Raw genomic sequence first — 21,763 nt, 5'->3', positions numbered from 1 at the left:
GGCGCGCCACGCGGAACCAGTAAAATACCGCGCGTCCCGGGTCGCTCGGCGCACGCCGCGCGCCCGCTTTCGGAGCAGTCCAAGCACACCGTTGTTTCGATTCGCTTTTTTACGGAACTCAACGTTTTGTCCACGACGTTATCCACACGAGGTGTGGACAACGTCCCGATGAATGACGAAATTCAGCGCCTATGTCAACGAAGAAGCCCAGCGCGGCCTATAGCGAAGCATCGATCAAGGTGCTCAAGGGCCTCGAGCCGGTCAAGCAGCGGCCCGGCATGTACACCCGTACCGAAAATCCGCTGCACATCATCCAGGAAGTCATCGACAACGCGTCCGATGAGGCGCTCGGCGGCTACGGCAAGCAGATCACGGTCACGCTGCACGCCGACCAGTCGGTGTCGGTCGAGGACGACGGCCGCGGCATCCCGTTCGGGATGCATCCCGAAGAGGGCGTGCCGGTCGTCGAGATCGTGTTCACGCGCCTGCACGCAGGCGGCAAGTTCGACAAGGCTGCCGGCGGCGCGTACACGTTCTCGGGCGGCCTGCACGGTGTCGGCGTGTCGGTGACGAACGCGCTCGCGACGCGTCTCGACGTGACGGTCTGGCGCGACGGCAAGATCGCCGAACTCGGCTTCGCCGACGGCGACGTCGTGAAGCCGCTCGCGACGCAAGGCGCGGGCCGCGGCGAGAAGAAATCCGGCACGCGCGTGCAGGTGTGGCCGAATCCGAAGTATTTCGATTCGCCGAACCTGCCGCTCGGCGAGCTGCAGCGTCTGCTGCGCTCGAAGGCCGTGCTGCTGCCGGGCGTCGAGGTCGTGCTCGTCAACGAGAAGACCGGCGAGCGCCAGGCATGGAAATACGAGGACGGCCTGCGCGGCTATCTGCTCGACGAGATGAACGGCAGCGAGCTGCTGATCCCGCTGTTCGAAGGCGAGCGTTTCGCCGATGCGCGTTCGACCGACGACACCTTCGCCGAGGGCGAGGGCGCGTCGTGGGTCGTCGCATGGAGCGAGGAAGGTTCGCTCGTGCGCGAGTCGTACGTGAACCTGATTCCGACGCCGGCCGGCGGCACGCACGAGTCGGGCCTGCGCGACGGCCTCTACCAGGCGGTGAAGAGCTTCGTCGAACTGCACAACCTGCAGCCGAAGGGCGTGAAGCTGCTCGCGGAAGACGTGTTCGCGCGCGTGTCGTTCGTGCTGTCCGCGAAGGTGCTCGATCCGCAGTTCCAGGGGCAGATCAAGGAACGCCTGAACAGCCGCGACGCGGTGAAGCTCGTGTCGTCGTTCTCGCGTCCGGCGCTCGAACTGTGGCTGAACCAGCACGTCGAGCACGGCAAGAAGCTCGCCGAACTCGTGATCAAGCAGGCCCAGGCGCGCACGCGCGCGGGCCAGAAGGTCGAGAAGCGCAAGAGCTCGGGCGTCGCGGTGCTGCCGGGCAAGCTGACCGATTGCGAGACCGAAGACATCGCGCGTAACGAACTGTTCCTCGTCGAGGGCGACTCAGCGGGCGGTTCGGCGAAGATGGGCCGCGACAAGGAGTACCAGGCGATCCTGCCGCTGCGCGGCAAGGTGCTGAATACGTGGGAAACCGAGCGCGATCGCCTGTTCGCGAACAACGAGGTGCACGACATCTCGGTCGCGATCGGCGTCGATCCGCACAGCCCGGACGACACCGTCGACCTGTCGAACCTGCGCTACGGCAAGATCTGCATCCTGTCGGACGCGGACGTCGACGGCTCGCACATCCAGGTGCTGCTGCTCACGCTGTTCTTCAAGCATTTCCCGCAGCTGATCGAGCGCGGTCACGTGCACGTCGCGCGGCCGCCGCTGTTCCGCGTCGATGCGCCCGCGCGCGGCAAGAAGCCCGCGCAGAAGCTCTATGCGCTCGACGACGGCGAACTCGAGGCAACGCTCGACAAGCTGCGCAAGGACGGCGTGCGCGAAACGCAGTGGAGCATCAGCCGCTTCAAGGGTCTCGGCGAAATGAGCGCGGAGCAGCTGTGGGACACGACGATGAATCCCGACACGCGCCGCCTGATGCCGGTGAAGCTCGGCGAACTCGACTACGAGGCGACGGTTGCGCGCATGACGATGCTGATGGGCAAGGGCGAGGCAGCCGCGCGACGCGGCTGGCTCGAGGAAAAGGGCAACGACGTCGAAGCGGACATCTAAACCCGCGCGGCCGGGCATGACGCCCGGCCCGGCCTCACGCCACTTACGAATACGGAATACAGATGGACGACAATACTTCCGATCTCTTCGCCGGGTCCGACGCACCGGAAGCCGATGCGCTGACGCTCGGCAACTACGCGGAGCAGGCGTACCTCAGCTACGCGGTCAGCGTCGTGAAGAGCCGCGCGCTGCCCGACGTGTGCGACGGCCAGAAGCCGGTGCAGCGCCGGATCCTGTTCGCGATGAACGAAATGGGCCTCGGCCCCGACGCGAAGCCGGTGAAGTCGGCGCGCGTGGTCGGCGACGTGCTCGGTAAATATCACCCGCACGGCGACCAGTCGGCGTACGACGCGCTCGTGCGTCTCGCGCAGGATTTCTCGCTGCGCTATCCGCTGATCGACGGACAGGGCAACTTCGGCTCGCGCGACGGCGACGGCGCGGCGGCGATGCGCTACACCGAAGCGCGGCTCACGCCGATCTCGAAGCTGCTGCTCGACGAGATCGACCAGGGCACGGTCGACTTCATGCCGAACTACGACGGCTCGTTCGAGGAGCCGAAGACGCTGCCGAGCCGCATGCCGTTCGTGCTGCTGAACGGCGCGTCGGGCATCGCGGTCGGCCTGGCCACCGAAATCCCGTCGCACAACCTGCGTGAAGTCGCGGCGGCGGCGGTCGCGTTGATCCGCAATCCGAAGCTTTCGCACGCGGAGCTGATGAACCTGATTCCCGGCCCGGATTTCCCGGGCGGCGGCCAGATCATCTCGAGCGACACCGAGATCGCGGCGGCCTATGAAACCGGCCGCGGCAGCCTGAAGGTGCGCGCGCGCTGGAAGATCGAGGATCTCGCGCGCGGCCAGTGGCAACTCGTCGTCACCGAGCTGCCGCCGAACACGTCGGGCCAGAAGGTGCTCGAGGAAATCGAGGAACTGACCAACCCGAAGCTCAAGCTCGGCAAGAAGACGCTCACGCCCGAGCAGCTCAACACCAAGAAGGCGATGCTCGACCTGCTCGACGCGGTGCGCGACGAGTCGGGCAAGGAAGCGGCGGTGCGGCTCGTGTTCGAGCCGAAGTCGCGCACGATCGACCAGACGGAATTCGTGAACACGCTGCTCGCGTACACGAGCCTCGAATCGAACGCGACGCTGAACCTCGTGATGATCGGCGCCGACGGCCGGCCGGGCCAGAAGGGGCTGCTGACGATCCTCGACGAGTGGGTGAAGTTCCGCCAGCTGACGATGACGCGCCGCTGCCGCCATCGTCTCGCGAAGGTCGACGACCGCATCCACATCCTCGAAGGGCGGATGATCGTCTTCCTGAACATCGACGAGGTGATCCGCATCATCCGCGAGTCGGACGAGCCGAAGGCCGCGCTGATGAGCGCGTTCGGCCTCTCCGACCGCCAGGCGGAAGACATCCTCGAAATCCGCCTGCGTCAGCTCGCGCGGCTGGAGAAGATCAAGATCGAGAAGGAGCTCGAGGCGCTGCGCGACGAGAAGGCGAAGCTCGAGGAACTGCTCGCGAACGAAAGCGCGATGAAGCGGCTGATGATCAAGGAGATCGAGGCCGACGCGAAGCAGTACGGCGACGATCGCCGCACGCTGATCCAGCAGGAAAAGCGCGCGACGTTCGAGGCGAAGGTCGTCGACGAGCCGGTGACGGTCGTCGTGTCGCAGAAGGGCTGGGTGCGTGCGCTGAAGGGCCACGGGCTCGACCCGGCCGGCTTCACGTTCAAGGCCGGCGATCACCTGTATGCGGCGTTCCAGTGCCGCACGCCCGATCGCCTGATCGCATGGGGCAGCAGCGGCCGCGTGTACTCGGTCGACGTGTCGGTGCTGCCGGGCGGGCGCGGCGACGGCGTGCCGGTCACGTCGCTGATCGAGCTCGAATCGGGCTCGCATCTGATGCACTACTACGCGGCGCCGGCCGATCAGCAACTGCTGCTCGCGTCGAGCAACGGCTTCGGCTTCCTCGCGAAGGTCGGCGACATGGTGAGCCGCGTGAAGGCCGGCAAGTCGTTCATGACGATCGATGCAGGCGCGGTGCCGCTCGCGCCGATGCCGGTACTGCCGAACGCGACGCAGGTCGCGTGTCTGTCGAGCGGCGGCCGTCTGCTGGTGTTCGGGATGGACGAGATGAAGACGCTGTCGGGCGGCGGCCGCGGCGTGATCCTGATGGCGCTCGACGACAAGGAAACGCTCGTGCAGGCGCTCGCGATCGACCCGGCCGGTGTCGTGCTGATCGGCACCGGGCGCGGCGGCAAGGCGCAGGACGAAACGCTGTCGTACGCGGGGCTTGCGCCGCACGTCGGCAAGCGCGCACGCAAGGGCCGCGCGCCGGAAACGAAGCTCAAGGTCGTCAACGAGCTGCGTCCGCTGCTCGGCTGACGCCGCATCCGGGTGCCGGTTCGACCGGCAACGAAGGCCGCACCTCCGCTTCGGCGGGCGTGCGGCCTGTTTCTTTTGGGGCGACGCATGCAGGAAAGCGAGCGTGGCGCCGTCACGCGGAACTTGCAAATATTGTGAAATACCGCCAGGGGTCTGAACCGACCGGCGGTCCGCCGGTCGAACGTCGCTCGAGACCGCGCGTGACGCGGCTGTTCGTTGCACTCAACTCATAACAGGATTGCCGCCATGTCCCACGCCGTTGCCGTCGCGCTGTTTCTTCATCTGCTGGCCGTCGCCGTGTGGGTGGGCGGGATGGTCTTCGCGCACTTCTGCCTGCGCCCGGCGCTGTCCGACCTGACGCCACAGCTGCGGCTGCCGCTGATCGAGGGCGTGTTCGGCCGCTTCTTCAACTGGGTGTCGGGCTCGGTGATCGTGATCCTGCTGTCCGGCGGTTTCCTGCTCACGGCCTTCGGCGGCGCGCACGCGACGTGGACGCTGCATGCGATGGCGGGGCTCGGCGTCGTGATGATGCTGATCTTCGGCCATATCCGCTTCGCGCTGTTCCCGCGCATCCGCCGCGCGGTGCAGGCGCAGAACTGGCCGGACGGTGCGCGCGCGGTGAACACGGTGCGCCTGCTGGTCGTCGTCAACCTCGTGCTCGGCGTCGTGACGATCGGCGCGGCCGTGCTGTCGCGCGGCTTCTGATCGCCTCGCCGGCCTCTGATTGCGCGGCGCCGTTCGGCGCTCGCCGCCGGCGCGGTGCCGCGCGCCGCTACGCGGCCAGCATCGCGTCGAGCAGCCACGCGCCGGCCGGGCCGAGCGGCCGGTTGCGCGACCACACGGCATCGACCCGCACGCGGCGCGGCCAGCCGCGCGCGCGCAGCTCGCACAGCCGATCGCGCGCGAAGTGCTCGACCATCCAGCGCGGCAGCTCGGCCCAGCCGAACCCCAGCACCGCCATCTCCAGCAGCATCAGGTAGCTCGGCGCGAGCCAGCGCTGCGTGCCGACGACGATCCGGTCGGCGGCGCCGCGATCCTCCGGTTTCACATACGTATTGAGGCGCAGCTCGCGCGCGTCGCGCAGCGCCGCATGCGGCACGTCGGCGTCGCCATAGGCCGCCAGCGCGTGCGTGCGCCCGACGAACAGGCCGATCTCCGATTCTTCCGCCACCGTCGCCGCGCCGATATCCGGCGGATAGACCGCGCGCGCGGCCATCAGCCCGAGCTGTGCGCGGCCCTGCTGGATCAGGTCGAGTACGTCCTCGTGCTCGGCAATCTGGCATTCGAGCTCGAGCGCCGGAAAGCGCCGCTCGAGCGCCATCAAGGTTTCCTCGTAACGCTTCGACTGGTACGTGTCGGACACGACGAGCGTCAGCCGCGCTTCCTCACCCTGCGCGAGCCGCGCGGCGGTGCGGTCGATTGCCGCGCCGGCCTCCAGCGCGCGCTGCACCTGCGGGAGCAGCGCGCGGCCGGCATCGGTCAGCGTCGGCGCGCGCGTCGAGCGGTCGAACAGCTGCACGCCGAGATCGATCTCGAGGTTCGCGATCGCTTCGGACACCGTCGACTGGCGCTTGCCGAGCTTGCGTGCGGCGGCCGTGAACGAGCCGAGCAGCGCGGCTTCGGCGAAGGCGAGCAGGGCTTCGGGGGCATGGCGCATGCGGCGGGCCTCACGGCTTTATATCGGTAAAACCGATGATATCAAACTGGATTCACGCGGTTTCGCCGATCAAAATGGCCGGCATGGATTGTACGAACGCATCGGAGGGAACCATGAAACAGATCAACAAAACAGTGACGGAACGTCTCGTTCATGCGCTGACGTTCGAGCTGGTCGCGATCGCGCTTTGCGCGCCGATCGGTGCGTGGCTGCTCGACATGCCGGTGTCGCACGTCGGCGTGCTGACGGTGATGGTGTCGCTGATCGCGATGGCCTGGAACATGACGTTCAACACGCTGTTCGACCGCTTCGAGCGGCGGGCGGGCCTCACGCGCACGCTCGGCATGCGGATCGCGCATGCGGTCATGTTCGAGCTCGGCCTCGTCGCGATGGTGGTGCCGGTCGCCGCGTGGTGGCTGAACGTGAGCCTCGTCGAGGCGCTGCTGCTCGACCTCGGCATCGTGCTGTTCTTCCTGCCTTACACGTTCTGCTTCAACCTCGCGTACGACGCGCTGCGCGCACGCTGGGCCGCACGCCGCGTCGCGGTACCGGCGGGCTGAGCGGCAAGCGTCCGGCGGCGGGGGCGGCGACCGGGGCCGGCCGTCAGTGCGCGACGGCCCACAGCCACACGCCGCATGCGATCGCGACCGCACCGTAGACGGCATACACGGGCACCTTGAAGCGCGTGAAGCACAGCGTCGCGAAGGCGCCCGTGAGCCAATAGACGGGATCGGCCGGTTCGCGATGCAGGATCTTCACGACGGCGACGACGAGAAAGCCCGTCGTCGCCGCGCGCAGCAGGCGCATCCCGTGCTCGAAGCGCGAATGGCGCTTGAGCCGGAACAGATGGTTCTGCGCGAACACGACGAGACATCCCGACGGAATGAACAGCGCGGCGGTCGCGAGCAGCGCACCGCTCCAGCCGTCGGTCAGGTAGCCGAGAAACGGCACGACGTTCAGCAGCGGGCCGGGCGCCACCGGCGAAAGCGCGAACGCGAGCGTGAAGTCGCGATCGGAGATGCCGGTGGCCGGCGACACGAACAGCGTCTTGAGCACGGGCAGCGCGGAGAATCCGCCGCCGAACAGCGTCATGCCGGCGCCGGCGAGCCGCGGCCACAGCAGCGTCTCCTGGTAGTCGCCGGGCAGCGGCAGTGCGAATACCGCGACGAGTACGGCCAGCAGCACGAGCAGGTTGCGGTCGCGTTTCGACAGCGTGACGTCGACCGTGGCGTGTTGCGGCGGCCCGGTGAGCCAGCCTGCTGCAAACGCAGCAAAAAGAATCCCGACGAAAGCGGCCGGACTATGCGCGAAAGCGAGCAGAATCGTCGACAGCGCGGCGATCACCTGTTCGAGCCGCGTGCGCGCGAGCGCGCGCCACTGCTTGACCCACGTGACGCCGATCAGCGCGGCAAGCACCATCCCGAAGTGATTGATCAGCACCGGCGCGGCCAGCGAGCGCACGACCGGCGTGCGGTAGAAGATCGCAAACAGCGTCATCAGCACGGAGAACGGAAGGACGCTCGCGATGCCGGCGACCCACGCGCCCGCGCGGCCGTGCAGCGTCTGGCCGACCTGCACGGCGACATTACAGCCGACGGGGCCTGGCACGAGCCATGCAAGGGCGACGAGATCGGCGAATACGTGCGGCTCGATGCGCTGCCACCGCTCGACGTAGTGGCGTTCGAGCTGCGCCATCATCGAAAGCCCACCCCACGACAGCGCGGAAATGCCGGCGACGACCTTGAACAAGGCCCACAGGGATGCCTGTGCCTGTTCGACACGTTCGGCCGCTTCGACTTCGACGGTGGTCATGATGGTGTTGCGGTTGGCGCCGGGCCTGGTCTCGCGCATAGGGACGTGCCGGCGGCCCGCCGACACGATGGCCCTCCCGATTGTCCGCCGCGAGTCATGACACTGCCATGCGCGAAAACGCTAGTAAATGAACTAAACAACCGCATCGGAAGCCGAAATGATCGATGTGCCGCGCAACATGGGCCGTGCGGGTTGCAGGTTGCGGGTTCAGGCGCCGGTGCTGCCGGTCGCGCGGTGCGCGAGGACGTTCGGCCGGTTGCCGCGCACGCCGAAGCGTGCGATCAGCGCGGGGATCGCGTCGGCCGGCACGGGGCGCGAGAACAGGAAGCCCTGCGCCTCGATCTCGCCGAGCGCGGACAGCCATGCGATCTGCTCCTCGGTTTCGGTGCCTTCGACGACGACCGTCAGGCCGAGCGAGCGCGCGAGATGCACGATCGACGACACCATCACGCACACGCTGCGATCGTTCGGGATCGCCTGCACGAACGAGCGGTCGACCTTCAACGTATCGACGGAGAAGCGGTGCAGGTACGACAGCGACGAGTAGCCGGTGCCGAAGTCGTCGAGCGCGATCCGGATGCCGAGCTTCTTCAACGCGACGATCTTCTCGGACACGAGCTCCGGATATTCCATCATCGCGGTCTCGGTGATCTCGAGCTCGAGCCGGTTCGCGTCGATGCCGGTGTCCTGCAGCGCCTGCGAAATCGTCTCGATCAGGTCGCCGCGCCAGAACTGTACCGGCGAGATGTTGACCGCGAGCGTCAGCGTGTCGTGGCCGTCGTCGCGCCAGCGCGCGATCTGCTCGCACGCGGTGCGGATCACGAAGTCGCCGATCGGCACGATCAGGCCCGTCGATTCGGCGATCGAAATGAATTCGTTCGCGGAGATGACCCCGTGCTCGGGGTGATCCCAGCGCGCGAGCGCCTCGAAGCCGGTGATCGTGCGGTGCGTCAGGTCGATCTTCGGTTGGTACGCGAGGAACAGCTGCCCCTCGGCGAGCGCGACGCGCAGTTGCTGTTCCCAGCGCATCAGGTGATCCGCGCGATGCGACAGGTGCGGCGCGTAGAACTGGTAGCAGTTCTTGCCCGCATCCTTCGCGCTGTACATCGCGAGGTCGGCCTTCTTCAGCAGGTCGATTTCGCTTTCGTTCGCGACGGTGTGCAGCGCGATGCCGATGCTCGCATGCAGCACGAACGAACTGCCGCGCACGTCGAACGGCTCGCCGAACATCCGGATGATCGCTTCCGCGAGCCGCACCGCGCGCCGTTCGACGTCGTCGCCCTTCATCACGACGACGAACTCGTCGCCGCCGATCCGTGCGAGCGAGCCTTCGTCGCCGACGGCATCCGACAGGCGCGACGCGGTCATCTGCAGCACGATGTCGCCGGCGTTGTGGCCGAGCGTGTCGTTGACGGTCTTGAAGTTGTCGAGGTCGATGAACAGCAGGCCGAGCCGCGACAGGCTGGCCGGCATCGACACGTCGTTGCGCAGCCCGCGCAGGGTCGCGTAACGGTTCGCAAGGCCGGTGAGCAGGTCGTATTCGGCGAGCTGGGTCATCTCGCGCTCGCGGCCGAGCAGCTTGCCGATCAGCCCCGTCGCGACGCCGAAGAACGCGAGCATCGCGAGCGTGATGAAGCTCGTCATCAGCAGGTAGACGTTGCGCGTATGGTAGTAGTCCGCGTATTCCTCGGTCTGCGACAGCCCGACCATCACCGCGAGCGGGTAGCCGTCGAGGTGGCGGTACGACACGATGCGCGTGACGCCGTCGATCGGGTCGATGATCGTGCCCGTGACGCGCTCGGCGATCGGATAGACGCCCGATGCGGAGAACGCCCCCGGTGCGTTGTTGAGCGAGCCGGTGCGCCGCGCGAGCACGGCACCCGTATCCGACACGACGGAGATCACGCCTTCCTTGCCGATCGCCGCGTTGTTGTAGAAGTCGTTCGTGAAGTAGCTCGGGTCTTCCGACACCACGACGATGCCGGCGAAGCTGCCGTCCGGGTTGTTCAGGCGTCGCGTCATCTGCAGCGTCCAGTGGCTCGACACGCGGCCGAGCACGGGCTTGCTGATGTACAGGCGATCGTCGTTGTGCGCGAGGTGGACCTTGAAGTGCTCGCGGTCGGACAGGTTGATCGGCTTCGGGTGGAGTTCGGCCGTGTTCGCGAACAGGATGCCCTTCGCGTTGACGAGCGAAACCTGGATCAGCGTGTCGCTCGGCACGACGCCTTTTTCGACGGTGCTCGCGAGGTTGAAGCGCGCGGGCGATTTCTCGAATTCGAACTTGACGAAGCGGGTGATCTGGTCGACCTGGTGGATCGCCTTGACCGTGTGCTGTTCGAGCGCGGACGACAGGATCGCCGCGGAAGCCGCCGCTTCCTTGTACGCGCTGTCCTTTTCGACCGACAGCCGCGCGATGATCACGGCCCACAGCAGCGCGAGCGCGAGCATCCCGAGCAGCGGGATCGCGAACAGCGCGCGCCGGCGCGACTTGCGTGGCGCGCGTAGCGGCCGGTTCGGCGGCGGGTGGTTTGACCGGGCGGAGCTCATCGAAGAGGGCGGCGTCCTGCTCGCGTGCGCCATCCCGCGTCGGGATGGCCGGCTATGGTTGGGGTCGCACCGGCGTCTGTTCGTACGCGGGATGCGCAACCATGGACAGACCCGCCGAAGCGACGGATTAGGCCCGATATTACTGGCTGGAACGTTTTTGCGATAGCCGGGGGAATCGTAGGGCGCCGGCCGGGCCGGCGCCATCGCACATCGCGAAATGTTACACGGGGGACCGGAAGGTGCCGTCGACGACCGTGACGACGTGGCCGCCGATCCACGTGGTGCCGTCTTCGGCATAGCTGACGAAGATGCGGCCGTCGCGGCCGATCGCCGTGCCCTGGCGGGCCGTATACGACTGGCCGGGGCGGCGTTCCTGCCGCGTCAGCAGCCCGGCCAGCGCGGCGTTTGCGCTGCCGGTGACCGGGTCCTCGCCGAAGCCGAAGTCGCCGCCCGTCATCAGGCAGCGGATTTCGAAGGTCGCGGGACCGCCTTCGGCATGCGGCGCGTAGACCGCGAGGCCGTCCGTGCCGTAGCGGCGCGTGAGCGCCTCCAGCGCGGCCGGATCGGGCGCCAGGCCGATGCACGCGTCGGCCGACTTCAGCCGCACGACCAGCCACGGCGCGCCGTTGTCGATCGCGCACGGCTCGGCTTCCAGGTCGATCGCGTCGCTGCGCAACGCGGCCACCAGTGCCGGGTAGTCCGAACGGTCGAGCGGCGTGAACCGTGCCGGCGGCGCGGCAAATGCCCAGCCATCGGCCTGTTCGCGCAGTTCGACCAGGCCGACCCCGCATTGCTGGACCAGCCGGCCCGGCGTGCGCGGCCGCGCGCCGCTTTCCAGGAACGCATGTGCGGTGCCGAGCGTCGGGTGGCCGGCGAACGGCAGCTCGCCCGCCGTCGTGAAGATCCGCACGCGATAGTCGGCGTCCGGATCGGTCGGCGTGCAGACGAACGTGGTTTCCGACAGGTTCGTCCAGCGGGCGATCGCGAGCATGGCGTCGTCGCCGAGCGAGTCGGCGTCGAACACCACGGCAAGCGGGTTGCCCTTGAACGGCACCGACGTGAACACGTCGACCTGCTTGAAGCGGACGAGACGACCGGTCACCTCGATGCCCCCGTTACGCGACTTCGGCGATCAGTTCGATCTCGACGCACGCGCCGAGCGGAATCTGCGCGACGCCGAACGCCGAACGCGCGTGCTTGCCGGCGTCGCCGAACACCTCGGCGATCAGTTCCGACGCACCGTTCGTCACGACGTGCTGTTCGGTGAAGTCGAGCGTCGAGTTGACGAGGCTCATCAGCTTCACGATGCGCGTGACCTTGTTCAGGTCGCCCGTGTGCGCGTGCAGCGTCGCGAGCAGGTCGATCGCGATCGCGCGCGCAGCCGCCTTGCCGTCTTCCGTCTGCAGGTCGGCGCCGAGCTTGCCGGCCCAGACCTTGCCGTCCTTCTTCGCGATGTGGCCCGACAGGTAGACCGTGTTGCCGCTTTGCGCGCTCATCACGTAGGCGGCGGCCGGTGCGCCGGCGGTCGGGAGCTCGATGCCGAGCGACTTCAGCTTGTCGTAGACGTTAGCCATGGATTCGATTCCTCGTGGATCGTAGAGAGTCGTGACAGGGAAAAAGCGGATCAGAGACGCTCGCGCAGCAGCTTGCCGAGGCGCGCGACGCCTTCCTCGATCTTCTCCGGCGGCACCGTCACGAACGACAGGCGCAGCGTGTTCTGCTGCGGGTCGTTCGCGAAGAACGGCGCGCCCGGCACGAAGGCGACGTGGTTGGCGACCGCGGCCTCGAGCAGCTTCATGCTGTCGATCTGCGCGGGCAGGTTCACCCAGATGAACATGCCGCCGTCCGGGCGGTTCCACGTGACGCCTTCCGGCATGTGGCGAGCGAGCGACGCGAGCATCGCCTCGCATTGCGCGCCGTACAGCTGGCGGATCGTCGGGATGTGCTCGTCGAGGAAGCCGTCCTTGATCACTTCGTGTGCGATGCGCTGCGTGAGCGTCGGCGTGTGCAGGTCGGTGGCCTGCTTGGCCTGCACGAGCTTGAAGTGGAGTTCCTCGGGGGCAATGATGTAGCCGATCCGCAGGCCCGGCGCGAGCACCTTCGAGAACGTGCCGAGGTGCACGACGTGATCCGGCGCCATCGACAGCATCGTCGGCAGCGGCTCGCCCTGGTAGTTCAGTGCGCCGTACGGGTCGTCTTCCAGCACCGGGAACGGGCTCGACTGCGCGAACGCGGCGAGCGCGCGGCGGCGCTCGACGGGCAGGCGGCGGCCGGTCGGGTTCTGGAAGTTCGGCTGCGCGTACAGGAGGCGTGCGCCTTGCGTGAGTTCGGGCGTGAGGCCTTCGGGCAGCAGGCCCTGCTCGTCGGTCGGCACCTGCACGTAGCGCGGCTCGTACAGCGAGAACGACTGCAGCGCGCCGAGGTAGGTCGGGGTTTCGACGAGGATCGGGCTGTCCGGATCGATCAGCGCCTTGCCGAGCAGGTCGAGCGCCTGCTGCGAGCCGGTCGTGATCAGCACCTGCGACACGCGCACGCTGTAGCGCTCGGCGATCCATTCGCGCAGCGGCAGGTAGCCTTCGGTCGCGCTGTACTGGAGTGCGGCGGCGGGCGCATCGCGCAGCACGCGGTCGGCCGCGGCGCGCATGCGCTCGGCCGGGAACGTCGCGGGAGCGGGCAGGCCGCCTGCGAACGAGATGACCTCGGGGCGTTCCGTGACCTTCAGGATCTCGCGGATCGCAGAGCTCGTCAGCTTGCGGGCGCGTTCGGAAAGCTGCCAGTGCGGCGGATGCAGGTCGCTCGGATTCATAGTCTCCTCGTTCGGATATCGTGGTCAGTCAAGAAAGGTCGGTCAGGCAGATTGCGTCGACGCAGCCGGGTGGGCGTGCGGGAGCGCGATCGGGCCGTCGCGGCCGGGTGGGCAAAACCGTTCAGGCAAAACGGACATTATGGCGCACCTCATCAACCGGCGCGAGCGGGACGCGGGGCCGTGGCCACCGCCGAGCGCCGGCCGAGCATCACGGTCGCGATCACGGCGGCCGCGAACAGCCACGTCGACGGCGTCACCGTTTCGCCGAACAGCAGCGCGGAAAAGGCGATCGTGAAGAAGATCTGCAGCAGTTGCACCTGGCCGACGCGCGCGATGCCGCCCATGGCGAGCCCCGCGTACCACGCGAAAAAGCCGATGAATTGCGAAAAGAGGGTCACGTAGCCGAACGCGAGCCACGTGCGCAGCGCGAGCGGGGCAGGGTGCGCGGCGTGCTGCGTCCATGCAAGCCAGCCGACCGGCAGCACGAGGAACGGCGCGGACACGACGAGCGCCCAGCAGATCACCTGCCAGCCGCCGATCTGGCGCGCGAGGCGCGCGCCTTCCGCATAACCGAGCGCGCCGATGCCGACCGCGACGAGCATCAGCGCGTCGCCGGCCTGCACCGTCCCGCCGCCGTCGCGCAGCGCGAACGCGATCACCAGCGCGCTGCCGGCCAGCGCACTGGCCCAGAACGCCTTCGACGGCCGTTCATGCGACAGCCACGCCGCGTACAGCGCGACGAACAGCGGCTGCAGGCCGTTGACGACCGCGCCGTGCGACGCCGGCACGGTCTTCATCGCCCACGCGGAGAACACCGGATACGCGATGATCACGCCGGCCGACACGACCGCGAGGCTTTTCAGCTGCGCGCGGGTCGGCAGCCGCTCGCGGCGCCACCACAGCAGCAGGCCGGCCGGCACCGACGCGGCGAGCGCGCGGCCGAGCCCGTTCAGCAGCGGGTTGAGTTCGGAGACGACGATACGCGTCATCGGCAGCGTGAGGCTGAAGATCATCACGCCGATGAGGCCGAGCAGCATGCCCCGGGTTTCGCGCGAATTCATGGACTGGGTGTCTCCGTATTGCAGGGTTCGGGTAATCGAAAGGGCGCCAGGGCGGTCAGCGCAGCGTGCGTGCGCCCTGCGGCGTGTCGAATTCGGCGACGAGCGCCGGCGGGCCGTCGCCGGTGTCGAGGTCGAGCAGATGGCCGGCGCCGAGCCAGTCGAGCTGCTCGCGGACGGCGTCCGCACGCGGGTGGACGCCCTTGAGCGCCTTCAGCGCGACGCCGTTGTCCGGCAGCGATTCGGCCGGATGGCGCGGGCTGTCCCACTGGATCAGCGACGGCACGAGGCCGTCGCCGGCGCCTTGCCATGCGGGGAACGCGCCGTCGTCGGGCACCGTGAGGCCCCAGCTCAGGTCGCCGCGCCGCATCGCGACGACCGGTGCGATGCGCGTCGGGTACTGGTTTTGCCACAGCGCGAGCCGGCGCGGGCGGTCGACGCGCGCGACCCAGTGCGCGAGGAACGGGCCCTGCGCGAGCCGTGCGTGCATCGCCGGATCGTCGAGCGCGAAGAGCCGCGCGCGCGGCGGCGTGGCGTCGTCGCCTGTCACGGGCGCGTCGGGATCGATCGCGATCACTTCGAGGTACAGCCCGCCCCACGCGCCGAACAGCGCGTTGTGGGTGCGCATCAGCGGATGGCGGCCGCCGCCGGCCGGTTCGATGCCGAGCGCGTCGGCGACGTGGCGCACGCCTTCGTCGAGCGTACGCGCGGCGATCACGAGATGGTCGAGGGTCAGGGAGCGGGCTGGCATCAACGTCGGTCGGGAAGCGAAAGTGTCATGGTGGGCGGGCGACGCGCGGGACGGTTGGGCGGCCGGCCGGTGCCCGGCCGCGAATGCAGGCCGGACGGGGCTGCGCCGCATACGGCAGGGCCGGAACGGCGGCCGCACGATCGCCATTCCGGTCAACTGTAATCGTCGGCACCGGCACAGTAACGGTACAATCGGCGCGATAGCCTTCGGTACAGTTGGAGCCGCCGCCCATGTCCACCGTCCCACTCGCCCAGATTCCCGCGCCGCACGATACGGCCACGCTCACGCTCGTCGACCAGCTCGTCCAGTGGGCGCGGCGCCGCATCGACGAACGCGTGTTCCGGCCCGGCATGCGGATGCCGTCGATCCGCAAGCTCGCGCTCGACAAGAGCGTGTCGCGCTTCACCGTGGTGGAAGCGTACGAACGGCTCGTCGCGCAGGGCTACCTCGACTCGCGGCGCGGCTCGGGTTTTTACGTGCGCGAGCGCACGGCCACCGGCCCGCTGCCGGCCGACAACGTGGTGCGCGTGGCCGAGGCCGCGCCGGTGCACAACACGATCGACGTGGTCTGGCTGCTGCGCAACATGCTGCATACCGCCAGCCCGGAAAAAGGGCCGGGTCTCGGCTACCTGCCGGGCCGCTGGCTCGACGGCGAGCTGATCACCGGTGCGCTGCGCGCGCTCGGGCGCCAGTCCGGCGCGCAGATGCTCGGTTTCGGCACTGCGCAGGGTTTCCTGCCGCTGCGCCAGCAGCTGCAGACGCGGCTCGCGGAAGTCGAGATCGGCGCGAAGCCCGAGCAGCTCGTGCTGGTGTCGGGCATCACGCAGGCGATCGACCTGATCTCGCGGATCTACGTGCGTCCCGGCGATGCGGTGATCGTCGGCGATCCCGCGTGGTTCCAGATGTTCGGCCGCTTCGCGTCGCAGGGCGCGCAACTGGTCGGGATGCCCTATACGCCCGACGGCCCCGATCTCGACGCGCTGGAAACGCTCGTGCAGATGTGGCGGCCGAAGATGCTCGTGATCAATTCGGTGCTGCAGAACCCGACCGGCACGTCGCTGTCGGCCGCGCAGGCGTTCCGGATCCTGAAGCTCGCGGAGGCGTACGATTTCCTCGTCGTCGAGGACGACGTGTACGGCGACCTGTGCCCGCCGAGCTATTCGGCCACGCGGCTCGCGAGCCTCGACCAGTTGAAGCGCGTGATCTACCTGGGCAGCTATTCGAAGACGCTCGCGGCGAATTTGCGGGTCGGCTATGTCGCCTGCGCGCCGGAGATCGCGAAGGCGGTCACCGACCAGAAGATGCTGGTCGGGATGACGACGCCGGAGCTCAACGAGCGCGTGTTGTACAAGATACTGACCGAAGGGCACTACCGGCGCCACGTCGAGCGGCTGCGCGCGCGGCTCGACGGCGTGCGCGACAAGACCGCGCGGATGCTCGAGCGTACCGGGCTGCGGCTCTTCACGATGCCGGCGGCCGGGATGTTCCTGTGGGCCGACACGGGCGTCGATTCGGATGCGCTCGCGGCCGCCGCGCACGAGGAAGGCTTCCTGCTGACGCCGGGGAGCCTGTTCTCGCCGCAGCAGTCGTCGTCGACATGGACGCGCTTCAATGTCGCGAACTGCGGCGATCCGGCGCTGCCGGGGTTTCTCGCGCGCTATATCGAATCGGCGGCGCGGCGCGCGTCGTGACGGCGGGCGGCACGCCGCCCTTGAAATCCGCTCGCCCGTCCCCAGATACCCGCGCAAACCGCCTGCGCCAGGCGGTCGTCCTTGACGGGCCCGCCGGCATCGCGCGCCGGCGCACCCGCGCTACACCATTCAAGTTCAAGTAAGAGGAAACAGCATCCATGGCACACGAAACGATGAGCTTTCAGGCAGAGGTCAAGCAACTCCTCCACCTGATGATTCATTCGCTCTACAGCAACAAGGAAATCTTCCTGCGCGAACTGGTGTCGAACGCGTCCGACGCGGCCGACAAGCTGCGTTTCGAAGGGCTCGCGGACAACGCGCTGTACGAGAACGATCCGAACCTGCGCATCCGCATCGGCTTCGACAAGGCGGCACGCACGATCACGATCGAGGACAACGGCATCGGCATGAGCCGCGACGAGGCGATCGCGAACCTCGGCACGATCGCGCGTTCGGGCACCAAGGAATTCTTCACGAAGCTGTCCGGCGACCAGCAGAAGGATGCGGCGCTGATCGGCCAGTTCGGCGTCGGCTTCTACTCGGGCTTCATCGTCGCGGACAAGATCACCGTCGAGACGCGCCGTGCGGGCCTGCCCGCGAACGAAGCCGTGCGCTGGGAAAGCGCGGGCGAGGGCGATTTCACGATCGACGCGATCGAGCGCGCGCAGCGCGGCACGAAGATCACGCTGCACCTGCGCGAAGGCGAGGACGAGCTGCTGTCGTCGCACCGCCTGAAGTCGATCATCCAGAAGTATTCCGATCACATCGCGCTGCCGATCCTGATGCAGAAGGAAGAGTGGGATCAGGAAAAGGGCGAGATGGTCCTGAAGGACGAGGACGAGACGGTCAACCAGGCGAGCGCGCTGTGGACGCGCTCGAAGAGCGACGTCACCGACGAACAGTACACGCAGTTCTACCAGCACATCGCGCACGACCACCAGGATCCGCTCACGTGGACCCACAACCGCGTCGAGGGCCGCAGCGAATACACGCAGCTGCTGTTCGTGCCGGCGCACGCGCCGTTCGACCTGTGGAACCGCGACTACCGCGGCGGCCTGAAGCTGTACGTGAAGCGCGTGTTCATCATGGACGACGCCGAGCAGCTGCTGCCGCAATACCTGCGCTTCGTGAAGGGCGTCGTCGATTCGGCCGACCTGCCGCTCAACGTATCGCGTGAAATCCTGCAGGAAAGCCGTGACGTGAAGGCGATCCGCGAAGGCGTGACCAAGCGCGCGCTGTCGATGCTCGAGGAGCTCGCGAACGCGGAAGAGGATGCCGGCAAGGAGAAGTACAAGACGTTCTGGAGCGCGTTCGGCCAGGTGCTGAAGGAAGGCCTTGGCGAGGATCACGCGAACCGCGAGCGCATCGCGAAGCTGCTGCGCTTCGCGTCGACGCACGGCGACACCGACGCGCAGGACGTGTCGCTTGCCGACTACGTGTCGCGCATGAAGCCCGAGCAGAGCAAGATCTACTACGTGACCGCCGATACGTGGCAGGCCGCGAAGAACAGCCCGCACCTGGAGGTGTTCCGCAAGAAGGGTGTCGAGGTGCTGCTGCTGACCGATCGCGTCGACGAATGGATGCTGTCGTTCCTGCACGAATTCGACGGCAAGCCGCTCGCGAGCGTGGCGCGCGGCGATCTCGACCTCGGCGAGCTGAACGACGCGGAAAAGAAGGCGCAGGAGCAGGCGGGCGAGGCAATCAAGCCGGTCGTCGAGAAGATGAAGGAAGCGCTCGGCGACAAGGTGAAGGAAGTGCGCGTCACGTTCCGCCTGACCGATTCGCCGTCGTGCCTCGTCGCCGACGACAACGACATGAGCGGCTATCTGCAGCGGATGCTGAAGGCGGCCGGCCAGAACGCGCCGGCGATGCAGCCGATCCTCGAGATCAATCCGGAGCATGCGCTGGTGAAGCAGCTGAACGCCGATAGCGCCAACTTCGGCGACTGGTGCCATCTGCTGTTCGACCAGGCGTTGCTGGCCGAAGGCGGGATGCTCGACGATCCGGCGAGCTTCGTGAAGCGGACCAACGCGCTGCTGCTGTCGCGCAGCGCGTGAACGCGCGGATGCGATTCGACGGCGCACGGGCGGGCTGGCGCGACACGCCCCGGCCCGGCTGCACGCTCGACCAGCGCGACTGGCTCACGCGCGGCGGTTCGCTGACCGCGCATCTCGCGCGGCTCGGCAGCGTGAGCGTGCGCGTGACGCGCGAGGCCGTCGACTGTCCGTGGTTCGACGAGCCGGACGCGCTCGACAGTGCGCCGCGCGCGCCGATGTGGGTGCGCGAGGTGATCCTGTCGGTCGACGGCACGCCGTACGTCGCCGCGCACAGCATCGCGCCGCTCGCGGCCAGCAAGGGCGTGTGGCAGGCGATGCGGCGGCTGCGCACGCGGCCGCTCGCGGAGCTGCTGTACAGCGATCCGCAGGTCGAGCGCTCCGCGCTCGTCAGCCGGCGCGTGATCGCCGGTCATCCGCTGTATGCGCTCGCGAGCCATGCGCTCGGCGCGGGCGTGCGCGCGCCGCATGCGTTCGCCGCGCGGCGCTCGGTGTTCCAGCGGCGCGGCAAGCCGCTGATGGTCACCGAATGCATGCTGCCCGCGCTGTGGCGCCATCTCGATGCGCACGGCGACGGGCCGCGCTCCGTCGGACCGCGCGGAGCAGCGTGATGCTGCAAGGCTTTCCGCCGGTCGTCGGGCCGCATACGCATACGATGATTCTCGGCAGCTTTCCGGGCGAGGCGTCGCTCGATGCCGCGCAGTACTACGCGCATCCGCGCAACCAGTTCTGGCGGTTGCTCGGTGCGGTGCTCGGCGAACCCGGTCTGCACGAACTCGTGTATGACGCGCGGCTCGAACGCGTGCTTGCGCACGGCATCGGCATCTGGGACGTGCTCGATGCATGCCATCGCAAAGGCAGTCTCGATTCGGCGATCCGGAATGCGAAGCCGAACGACTTTGCTTCGTTGCGCGAGCATGCGCCGTTGCTGAAGACAGTCTGCTTCAACGGCAAGACCGCAGGGCGGTTTGCCGATGTGATCGGCGCGGCGGGTTATGAAACGCTCGTGTTGCCTTCGTCGAGTCCGGCGAATGCGACGTTGTCGTTCGAACAGAAACTGGTGCTCTGGCGCGCACTTCGCACCTGAGGTGTGCCGGATTCCGGGTATCCGGTGAAGCGGTATCAGGTGGGCGGCGGCAGGTGCCTGGCGCCCCCGGCCGCGGCAATGCGACCTTGTGCTGCGACGAGTTGGTCGTCGGTGGTCGCCACCAGCCACAGACGTGCGTGCTCCTCGATCCGGCGGTTGTGGTCCTTCAACGGACCCATCGCGGCAGCGGCCTTCCAGACCACCGGGCCGATTCGGCTACTCCTGCCCGACGGCGCGCCTACCAGCAGGCAGTAAGGTCCAAGCGGAAGCGATACGAACGGAAGTGCCGGACTGGCGCTCACGCGCCAGTCGATGAACGGTGTGTCGCTGATCAGCAGCGGCGTGGGCAAGCCGTAGAGCACACTGAAATCGTACAGCGCCAGCTGCTCTCGCATGGCGACGTAAATTCGACGGATGTCGTCGACAACCGCCGCGCGGATCTCGTCGTCGAACATGGGTTCCTGCGCGTAGCGGGCAAATGCCTGTCGAGCCTCCCGTTGATACGCGCTGAACAGGCCGATCTCCACGCAGTCCTGCACCGCGCGCTGAACCTCCGCTACAGAACCGGCTTCCCCTGGCGTGCCTAGTTGCGCAGCCCGCAAAAAGCGGGCAAGTCCTTCCTCGTGGATCGCAGGACCCTCCGCGGATGCGTCGTCGTCAGGGTTCTTGCCCAGCGGCACGTAGATATATTTCTCGGCAGCGAAATGCGATTTCTTGCCTGCATCGAACTTGATTTCACCGTCGACGCAGTCGAGATAGCGCGTCCCGATTCGGCCGTGCTCCCAAACCCAATTCTTCAGGAACGGACGGAGTGGATGCAGTCTGTCGTGATCGGCCATCGCAACCTCCAGGTTTCCGTGTATGAGCCATTCCGGCAACTCGCCGCACCCTCCGCGCCGTCGCAGGGGCCCGCACTACAACGCGAGCGTGCCCAGCTCCTCATAAGTACGATGCAGCCAGACCTTGACGCGCTGCCGCTCCAGCAAGCCGAGCCCCGTGGCGGCGCGGTCGGGATGATTGACCGCCGCCCAGAAGCTCGCGCTTTGACGATCGATCTTCTGCATCGTCGTGTCGGGCAGGCGGCGCAGCGTAATCACGCTGGCGCCGAGGGCCTCGGCCCGCTCGCGTTCGCCGGACGCCTCCAGAATCTCGAAGCGATCGCCGCGGACTTCATTCAGTACCAGCACCAGCCTGATGCGTCCACCGAATTCGTCGAGCCAATGCCGCAGCAGATCGACCGAATCGCGTCCGGTGTCCATCACGTGCCACCACGTCAACGTGAGGCCGTGTTCTTCGGCAAAATCCAGCACGTCCGAATCGTCGAGCCATCTTGCGAGCGACTGCCGCGTCTGGGCCGCGAGGTCGACCAGTATGCGCCGCTGCGGATCTTCGAGCGCCGATTCCATGACCGGATCGAGGCTGTCATGCTGGTCGAGCACGGCAGGCGCGGCAAAATCGGCATAGAACCGCAGTAGCGCGCCGTGCGATCGGTCGGTATCGAAGCCCATGAAGGGCACGCTCCGATCGATGAAATACTGGGCCAGCACACGGGCGGCGAGCGATTTGCCGACGCCGCCTTTTTCCCCGCCGATGAAGTGGATGTGACTCATGATGACGAAATCCCGTGTGATGGAGCAGGTATGGCCGGAACGGATGTTGGCAGGCTTCGATGACGTTACGGCGTAACAGGTCACGTCGAAAGAAAATGCAGGTGCGACAGCAGCATGCTGTCTGTTCGACGC

At 67.4% G+C, this 21,763-nt stretch carries 18 protein-coding genes; 8 read left to right on the top strand and 10 right to left on the bottom strand.

The window, feature by feature from the left end:
* The first annotated feature begins 191 nt into the window (after positions 1–191).
* From U4Z31_RS18685 to U4Z31_RS18675, 3 genes are all read left to right on the top strand, one after another.
* On the top strand, positions 192–2,174 hold the full coding sequence (locus U4Z31_RS18685) for a DNA topoisomerase IV subunit B (protein WP_124487170.1): 1,983 nt from the start codon (positions 192–194) through the stop codon (positions 2,172–2,174).
* 62 nt (positions 2,175–2,236) lie between these two features.
* On the top strand, positions 2,237–4,558 hold the full coding sequence (parC, locus tag U4Z31_RS18680) for a DNA topoisomerase IV subunit A (protein WP_044846423.1): 2,322 nt from the start codon (positions 2,237–2,239) through the stop codon (positions 4,556–4,558).
* A 246-nt stretch (positions 4,559–4,804) separates the two neighbouring features.
* Entirely contained in the window at positions 4,805–5,263 is a 459-nt protein-coding gene (locus tag U4Z31_RS18675; RefSeq protein WP_044846424.1) for a CopD family protein, read from the top strand.
* Between the two features lie 67 nt (positions 5,264–5,330).
* Here U4Z31_RS18675 and U4Z31_RS18670 read toward each other — a convergent pair whose 3' ends face one another.
* Positions 5,331–6,215 carry a LysR family transcriptional regulator gene (locus U4Z31_RS18670; protein WP_124521587.1) on the bottom strand — a complete coding sequence of 295 codons (885 nt, stop codon included), beginning with the start codon at positions 6,213–6,215 and terminating at the stop codon, positions 5,331–5,333.
* 113 nt (positions 6,216–6,328) lie between these two features.
* Between U4Z31_RS18670 and U4Z31_RS18665 the strand changes: the two genes are divergently transcribed.
* Positions 6,329–6,775 carry a multidrug/biocide efflux PACE transporter gene (locus U4Z31_RS18665; RefSeq protein WP_124487172.1) on the top strand — a complete coding sequence of 149 codons (447 nt, stop codon included), beginning with the start codon at positions 6,329–6,331 and terminating at the stop codon, positions 6,773–6,775.
* 43 nt (positions 6,776–6,818) lie between these two features.
* On the opposite strand, the gene U4Z31_RS18660 is transcribed toward U4Z31_RS18665, so the two are convergent.
* From U4Z31_RS18660 to U4Z31_RS18630, 7 genes are all read right to left on the bottom strand, one after another.
* Entirely contained in the window at positions 6,819–8,027 is a 1,209-nt protein-coding gene (locus U4Z31_RS18660) for a chromate transporter (RefSeq protein ID WP_321802091.1), read from the bottom strand.
* Positions 8,028–8,234: 207 nt separating this feature from the next.
* Complete coding sequence (locus tag U4Z31_RS18655; RefSeq protein WP_321802092.1) at positions 8,235–10,574, bottom strand: EAL domain-containing protein; 2,340 nt, start codon at positions 10,572–10,574, stop codon at positions 8,235–8,237.
* A gap of 220 nt (positions 10,575–10,794) precedes the next feature.
* Positions 10,795–11,676, bottom strand: coding sequence for a PhzF family phenazine biosynthesis protein (locus U4Z31_RS18650; protein WP_321811028.1), 882 nt, complete (start codon positions 11,674–11,676; stop codon positions 10,795–10,797).
* A 13-nt stretch (positions 11,677–11,689) separates the two neighbouring features.
* The gene (locus U4Z31_RS18645) at positions 11,690–12,148 is read right to left on the bottom strand and encodes a RidA family protein (RefSeq protein ID WP_034190720.1); all 459 of its coding nucleotides are present in this window, start codon (positions 12,146–12,148) and stop codon (positions 11,690–11,692) included.
* A 50-nt stretch (positions 12,149–12,198) separates the two neighbouring features.
* A complete protein-coding gene (locus U4Z31_RS18640; RefSeq protein WP_257772921.1) occupies positions 12,199–13,380 on the bottom strand; it encodes a PLP-dependent aminotransferase family protein in 1,182 nt (393 codons plus the stop codon).
* Between the two features lie 152 nt (positions 13,381–13,532).
* Positions 13,533–14,441: a DMT family transporter gene (locus U4Z31_RS18635; RefSeq protein ID WP_321811027.1), complete on the bottom strand. Its 909-nt coding sequence runs from the start codon at positions 14,439–14,441 to the stop codon at positions 13,533–13,535.
* 55 nt (positions 14,442–14,496) lie between these two features.
* Complete coding sequence (locus tag U4Z31_RS18630) at positions 14,497–15,189, bottom strand: VOC family protein (protein ID WP_321811026.1); 693 nt, start codon at positions 15,187–15,189, stop codon at positions 14,497–14,499.
* 230 nt (positions 15,190–15,419) lie between these two features.
* Between U4Z31_RS18630 and U4Z31_RS18625 the strand changes: the two genes are divergently transcribed.
* The 4 genes from U4Z31_RS18625 to U4Z31_RS18610 all read left to right on the top strand — a co-directional run bounded on the left by U4Z31_RS18625 (position 15,420) and on the right by U4Z31_RS18610 (position 20,021).
* Positions 15,420–16,880: a PLP-dependent aminotransferase family protein gene (locus tag U4Z31_RS18625; protein WP_124487178.1), complete on the top strand. Its 1,461-nt coding sequence runs from the start codon at positions 15,420–15,422 to the stop codon at positions 16,878–16,880.
* A 158-nt stretch (positions 16,881–17,038) separates the two neighbouring features.
* Positions 17,039–18,937 carry a molecular chaperone HtpG gene (gene htpG / locus U4Z31_RS18620; RefSeq protein WP_321811025.1) on the top strand — a complete coding sequence of 633 codons (1,899 nt, stop codon included), beginning with the start codon at positions 17,039–17,041 and terminating at the stop codon, positions 18,935–18,937.
* A gap of 8 nt (positions 18,938–18,945) precedes the next feature.
* Positions 18,946–19,545, top strand: coding sequence for a chorismate--pyruvate lyase family protein (locus tag U4Z31_RS18615; protein ID WP_044846453.1), 600 nt, complete (start codon positions 18,946–18,948; stop codon positions 19,543–19,545).
* Complete coding sequence (locus tag U4Z31_RS18610; protein ID WP_321811024.1) at positions 19,545–20,021, top strand: DNA-deoxyinosine glycosylase; 477 nt, start codon at positions 19,545–19,547, stop codon at positions 20,019–20,021. Before U4Z31_RS18615 ends, U4Z31_RS18610 begins: the two co-directional genes overlap by 1 nt.
* A 35-nt stretch (positions 20,022–20,056) precedes the next feature.
* Here U4Z31_RS18610 and U4Z31_RS18605 read toward each other — a convergent pair whose 3' ends face one another.
* Positions 20,057–20,860 (bottom strand): hypothetical protein, encoded by an 804-nt coding sequence (locus tag U4Z31_RS18605; protein ID WP_321811023.1) that lies wholly within the window; start codon positions 20,858–20,860, stop codon positions 20,057–20,059.
* A gap of 75 nt (positions 20,861–20,935) precedes the next feature.
* Positions 20,936–21,631, bottom strand: a complete 696-nt coding sequence (locus U4Z31_RS18600) for a mobilization protein (RefSeq protein ID WP_039319584.1) — start codon at positions 21,629–21,631, stop codon at positions 20,936–20,938.
* Positions 21,632–21,763: the final 132 nt, after the last annotated feature.

It is taken from the genome of Burkholderia sp. BCC1985 (genome assembly GCF_905339915.1).
In the GTDB taxonomy this organism is placed as follows: Bacteria; Pseudomonadota; Gammaproteobacteria; order Burkholderiales; family Burkholderiaceae; genus Burkholderia.
Note: the sequence above shows the minus strand (reverse complement) of the source record. Positions and strands in the feature narration are given on the sequence as shown.

Excerpts from the sequence above, each read along its gene's own strand:
- U4Z31_RS18665 (WP_124487172.1), top strand. The coding sequence starts at position 6,329 with ATGAAACAGATCAACAAAACAGTGACGGAACGTCTCGTTCATGCGCTG.
- parC (WP_044846423.1), top strand. The coding sequence starts at position 2,237 with ATGGACGACAATACTTCCGATCTCTTCGCCGGGTCCGACGCACCGGAA.
- U4Z31_RS18675 (WP_044846424.1), top strand. The coding sequence starts at position 4,805 with ATGTCCCACGCCGTTGCCGTCGCGCTGTTTCTTCATCTGCTGGCCGTC.
- U4Z31_RS18605 (WP_321811023.1), bottom strand. The coding sequence starts at position 20,860 with ATGGCCGATCACGACAGACTGCATCCACTCCGTCCGTTCCTGAAGAAT.
- U4Z31_RS18630 (WP_321811026.1), bottom strand. The coding sequence starts at position 15,189 with ATGCCAGCCCGCTCCCTGACCCTCGACCATCTCGTGATCGCCGCGCGT.
- U4Z31_RS18600 (WP_039319584.1), bottom strand. The coding sequence starts at position 21,631 with ATGAGTCACATCCACTTCATCGGCGGGGAAAAAGGCGGCGTCGGCAAA.
- U4Z31_RS18615 (WP_044846453.1), top strand. The coding sequence starts at position 18,946 with ATGCGATTCGACGGCGCACGGGCGGGCTGGCGCGACACGCCCCGGCCC.
- htpG (WP_321811025.1), top strand. The coding sequence starts at position 17,039 with ATGGCACACGAAACGATGAGCTTTCAGGCAGAGGTCAAGCAACTCCTC.
- U4Z31_RS18655 (WP_321802092.1), bottom strand. The coding sequence starts at position 10,574 with ATGAGCTCCGCCCGGTCAAACCACCCGCCGCCGAACCGGCCGCTACGC.
- U4Z31_RS18610 (WP_321811024.1), top strand. The coding sequence starts at position 19,545 with ATGCTGCAAGGCTTTCCGCCGGTCGTCGGGCCGCATACGCATACGATG.
- U4Z31_RS18625 (WP_124487178.1), top strand. The coding sequence starts at position 15,420 with ATGTCCACCGTCCCACTCGCCCAGATTCCCGCGCCGCACGATACGGCC.
- U4Z31_RS18645 (WP_034190720.1), bottom strand. The coding sequence starts at position 12,148 with ATGGCTAACGTCTACGACAAGCTGAAGTCGCTCGGCATCGAGCTCCCG.
- U4Z31_RS18670 (WP_124521587.1), bottom strand. The coding sequence starts at position 6,215 with ATGCGCCATGCCCCCGAAGCCCTGCTCGCCTTCGCCGAAGCCGCGCTG.
- U4Z31_RS18635 (WP_321811027.1), bottom strand. The coding sequence starts at position 14,441 with ATGAATTCGCGCGAAACCCGGGGCATGCTGCTCGGCCTCATCGGCGTG.
- U4Z31_RS18660 (WP_321802091.1), bottom strand. The coding sequence starts at position 8,027 with ATGACCACCGTCGAAGTCGAAGCGGCCGAACGTGTCGAACAGGCACAG.
- U4Z31_RS18685 (WP_124487170.1), top strand. The coding sequence starts at position 192 with ATGTCAACGAAGAAGCCCAGCGCGGCCTATAGCGAAGCATCGATCAAG.
- U4Z31_RS18640 (WP_257772921.1), bottom strand. The coding sequence starts at position 13,380 with ATGAATCCGAGCGACCTGCATCCGCCGCACTGGCAGCTTTCCGAACGC.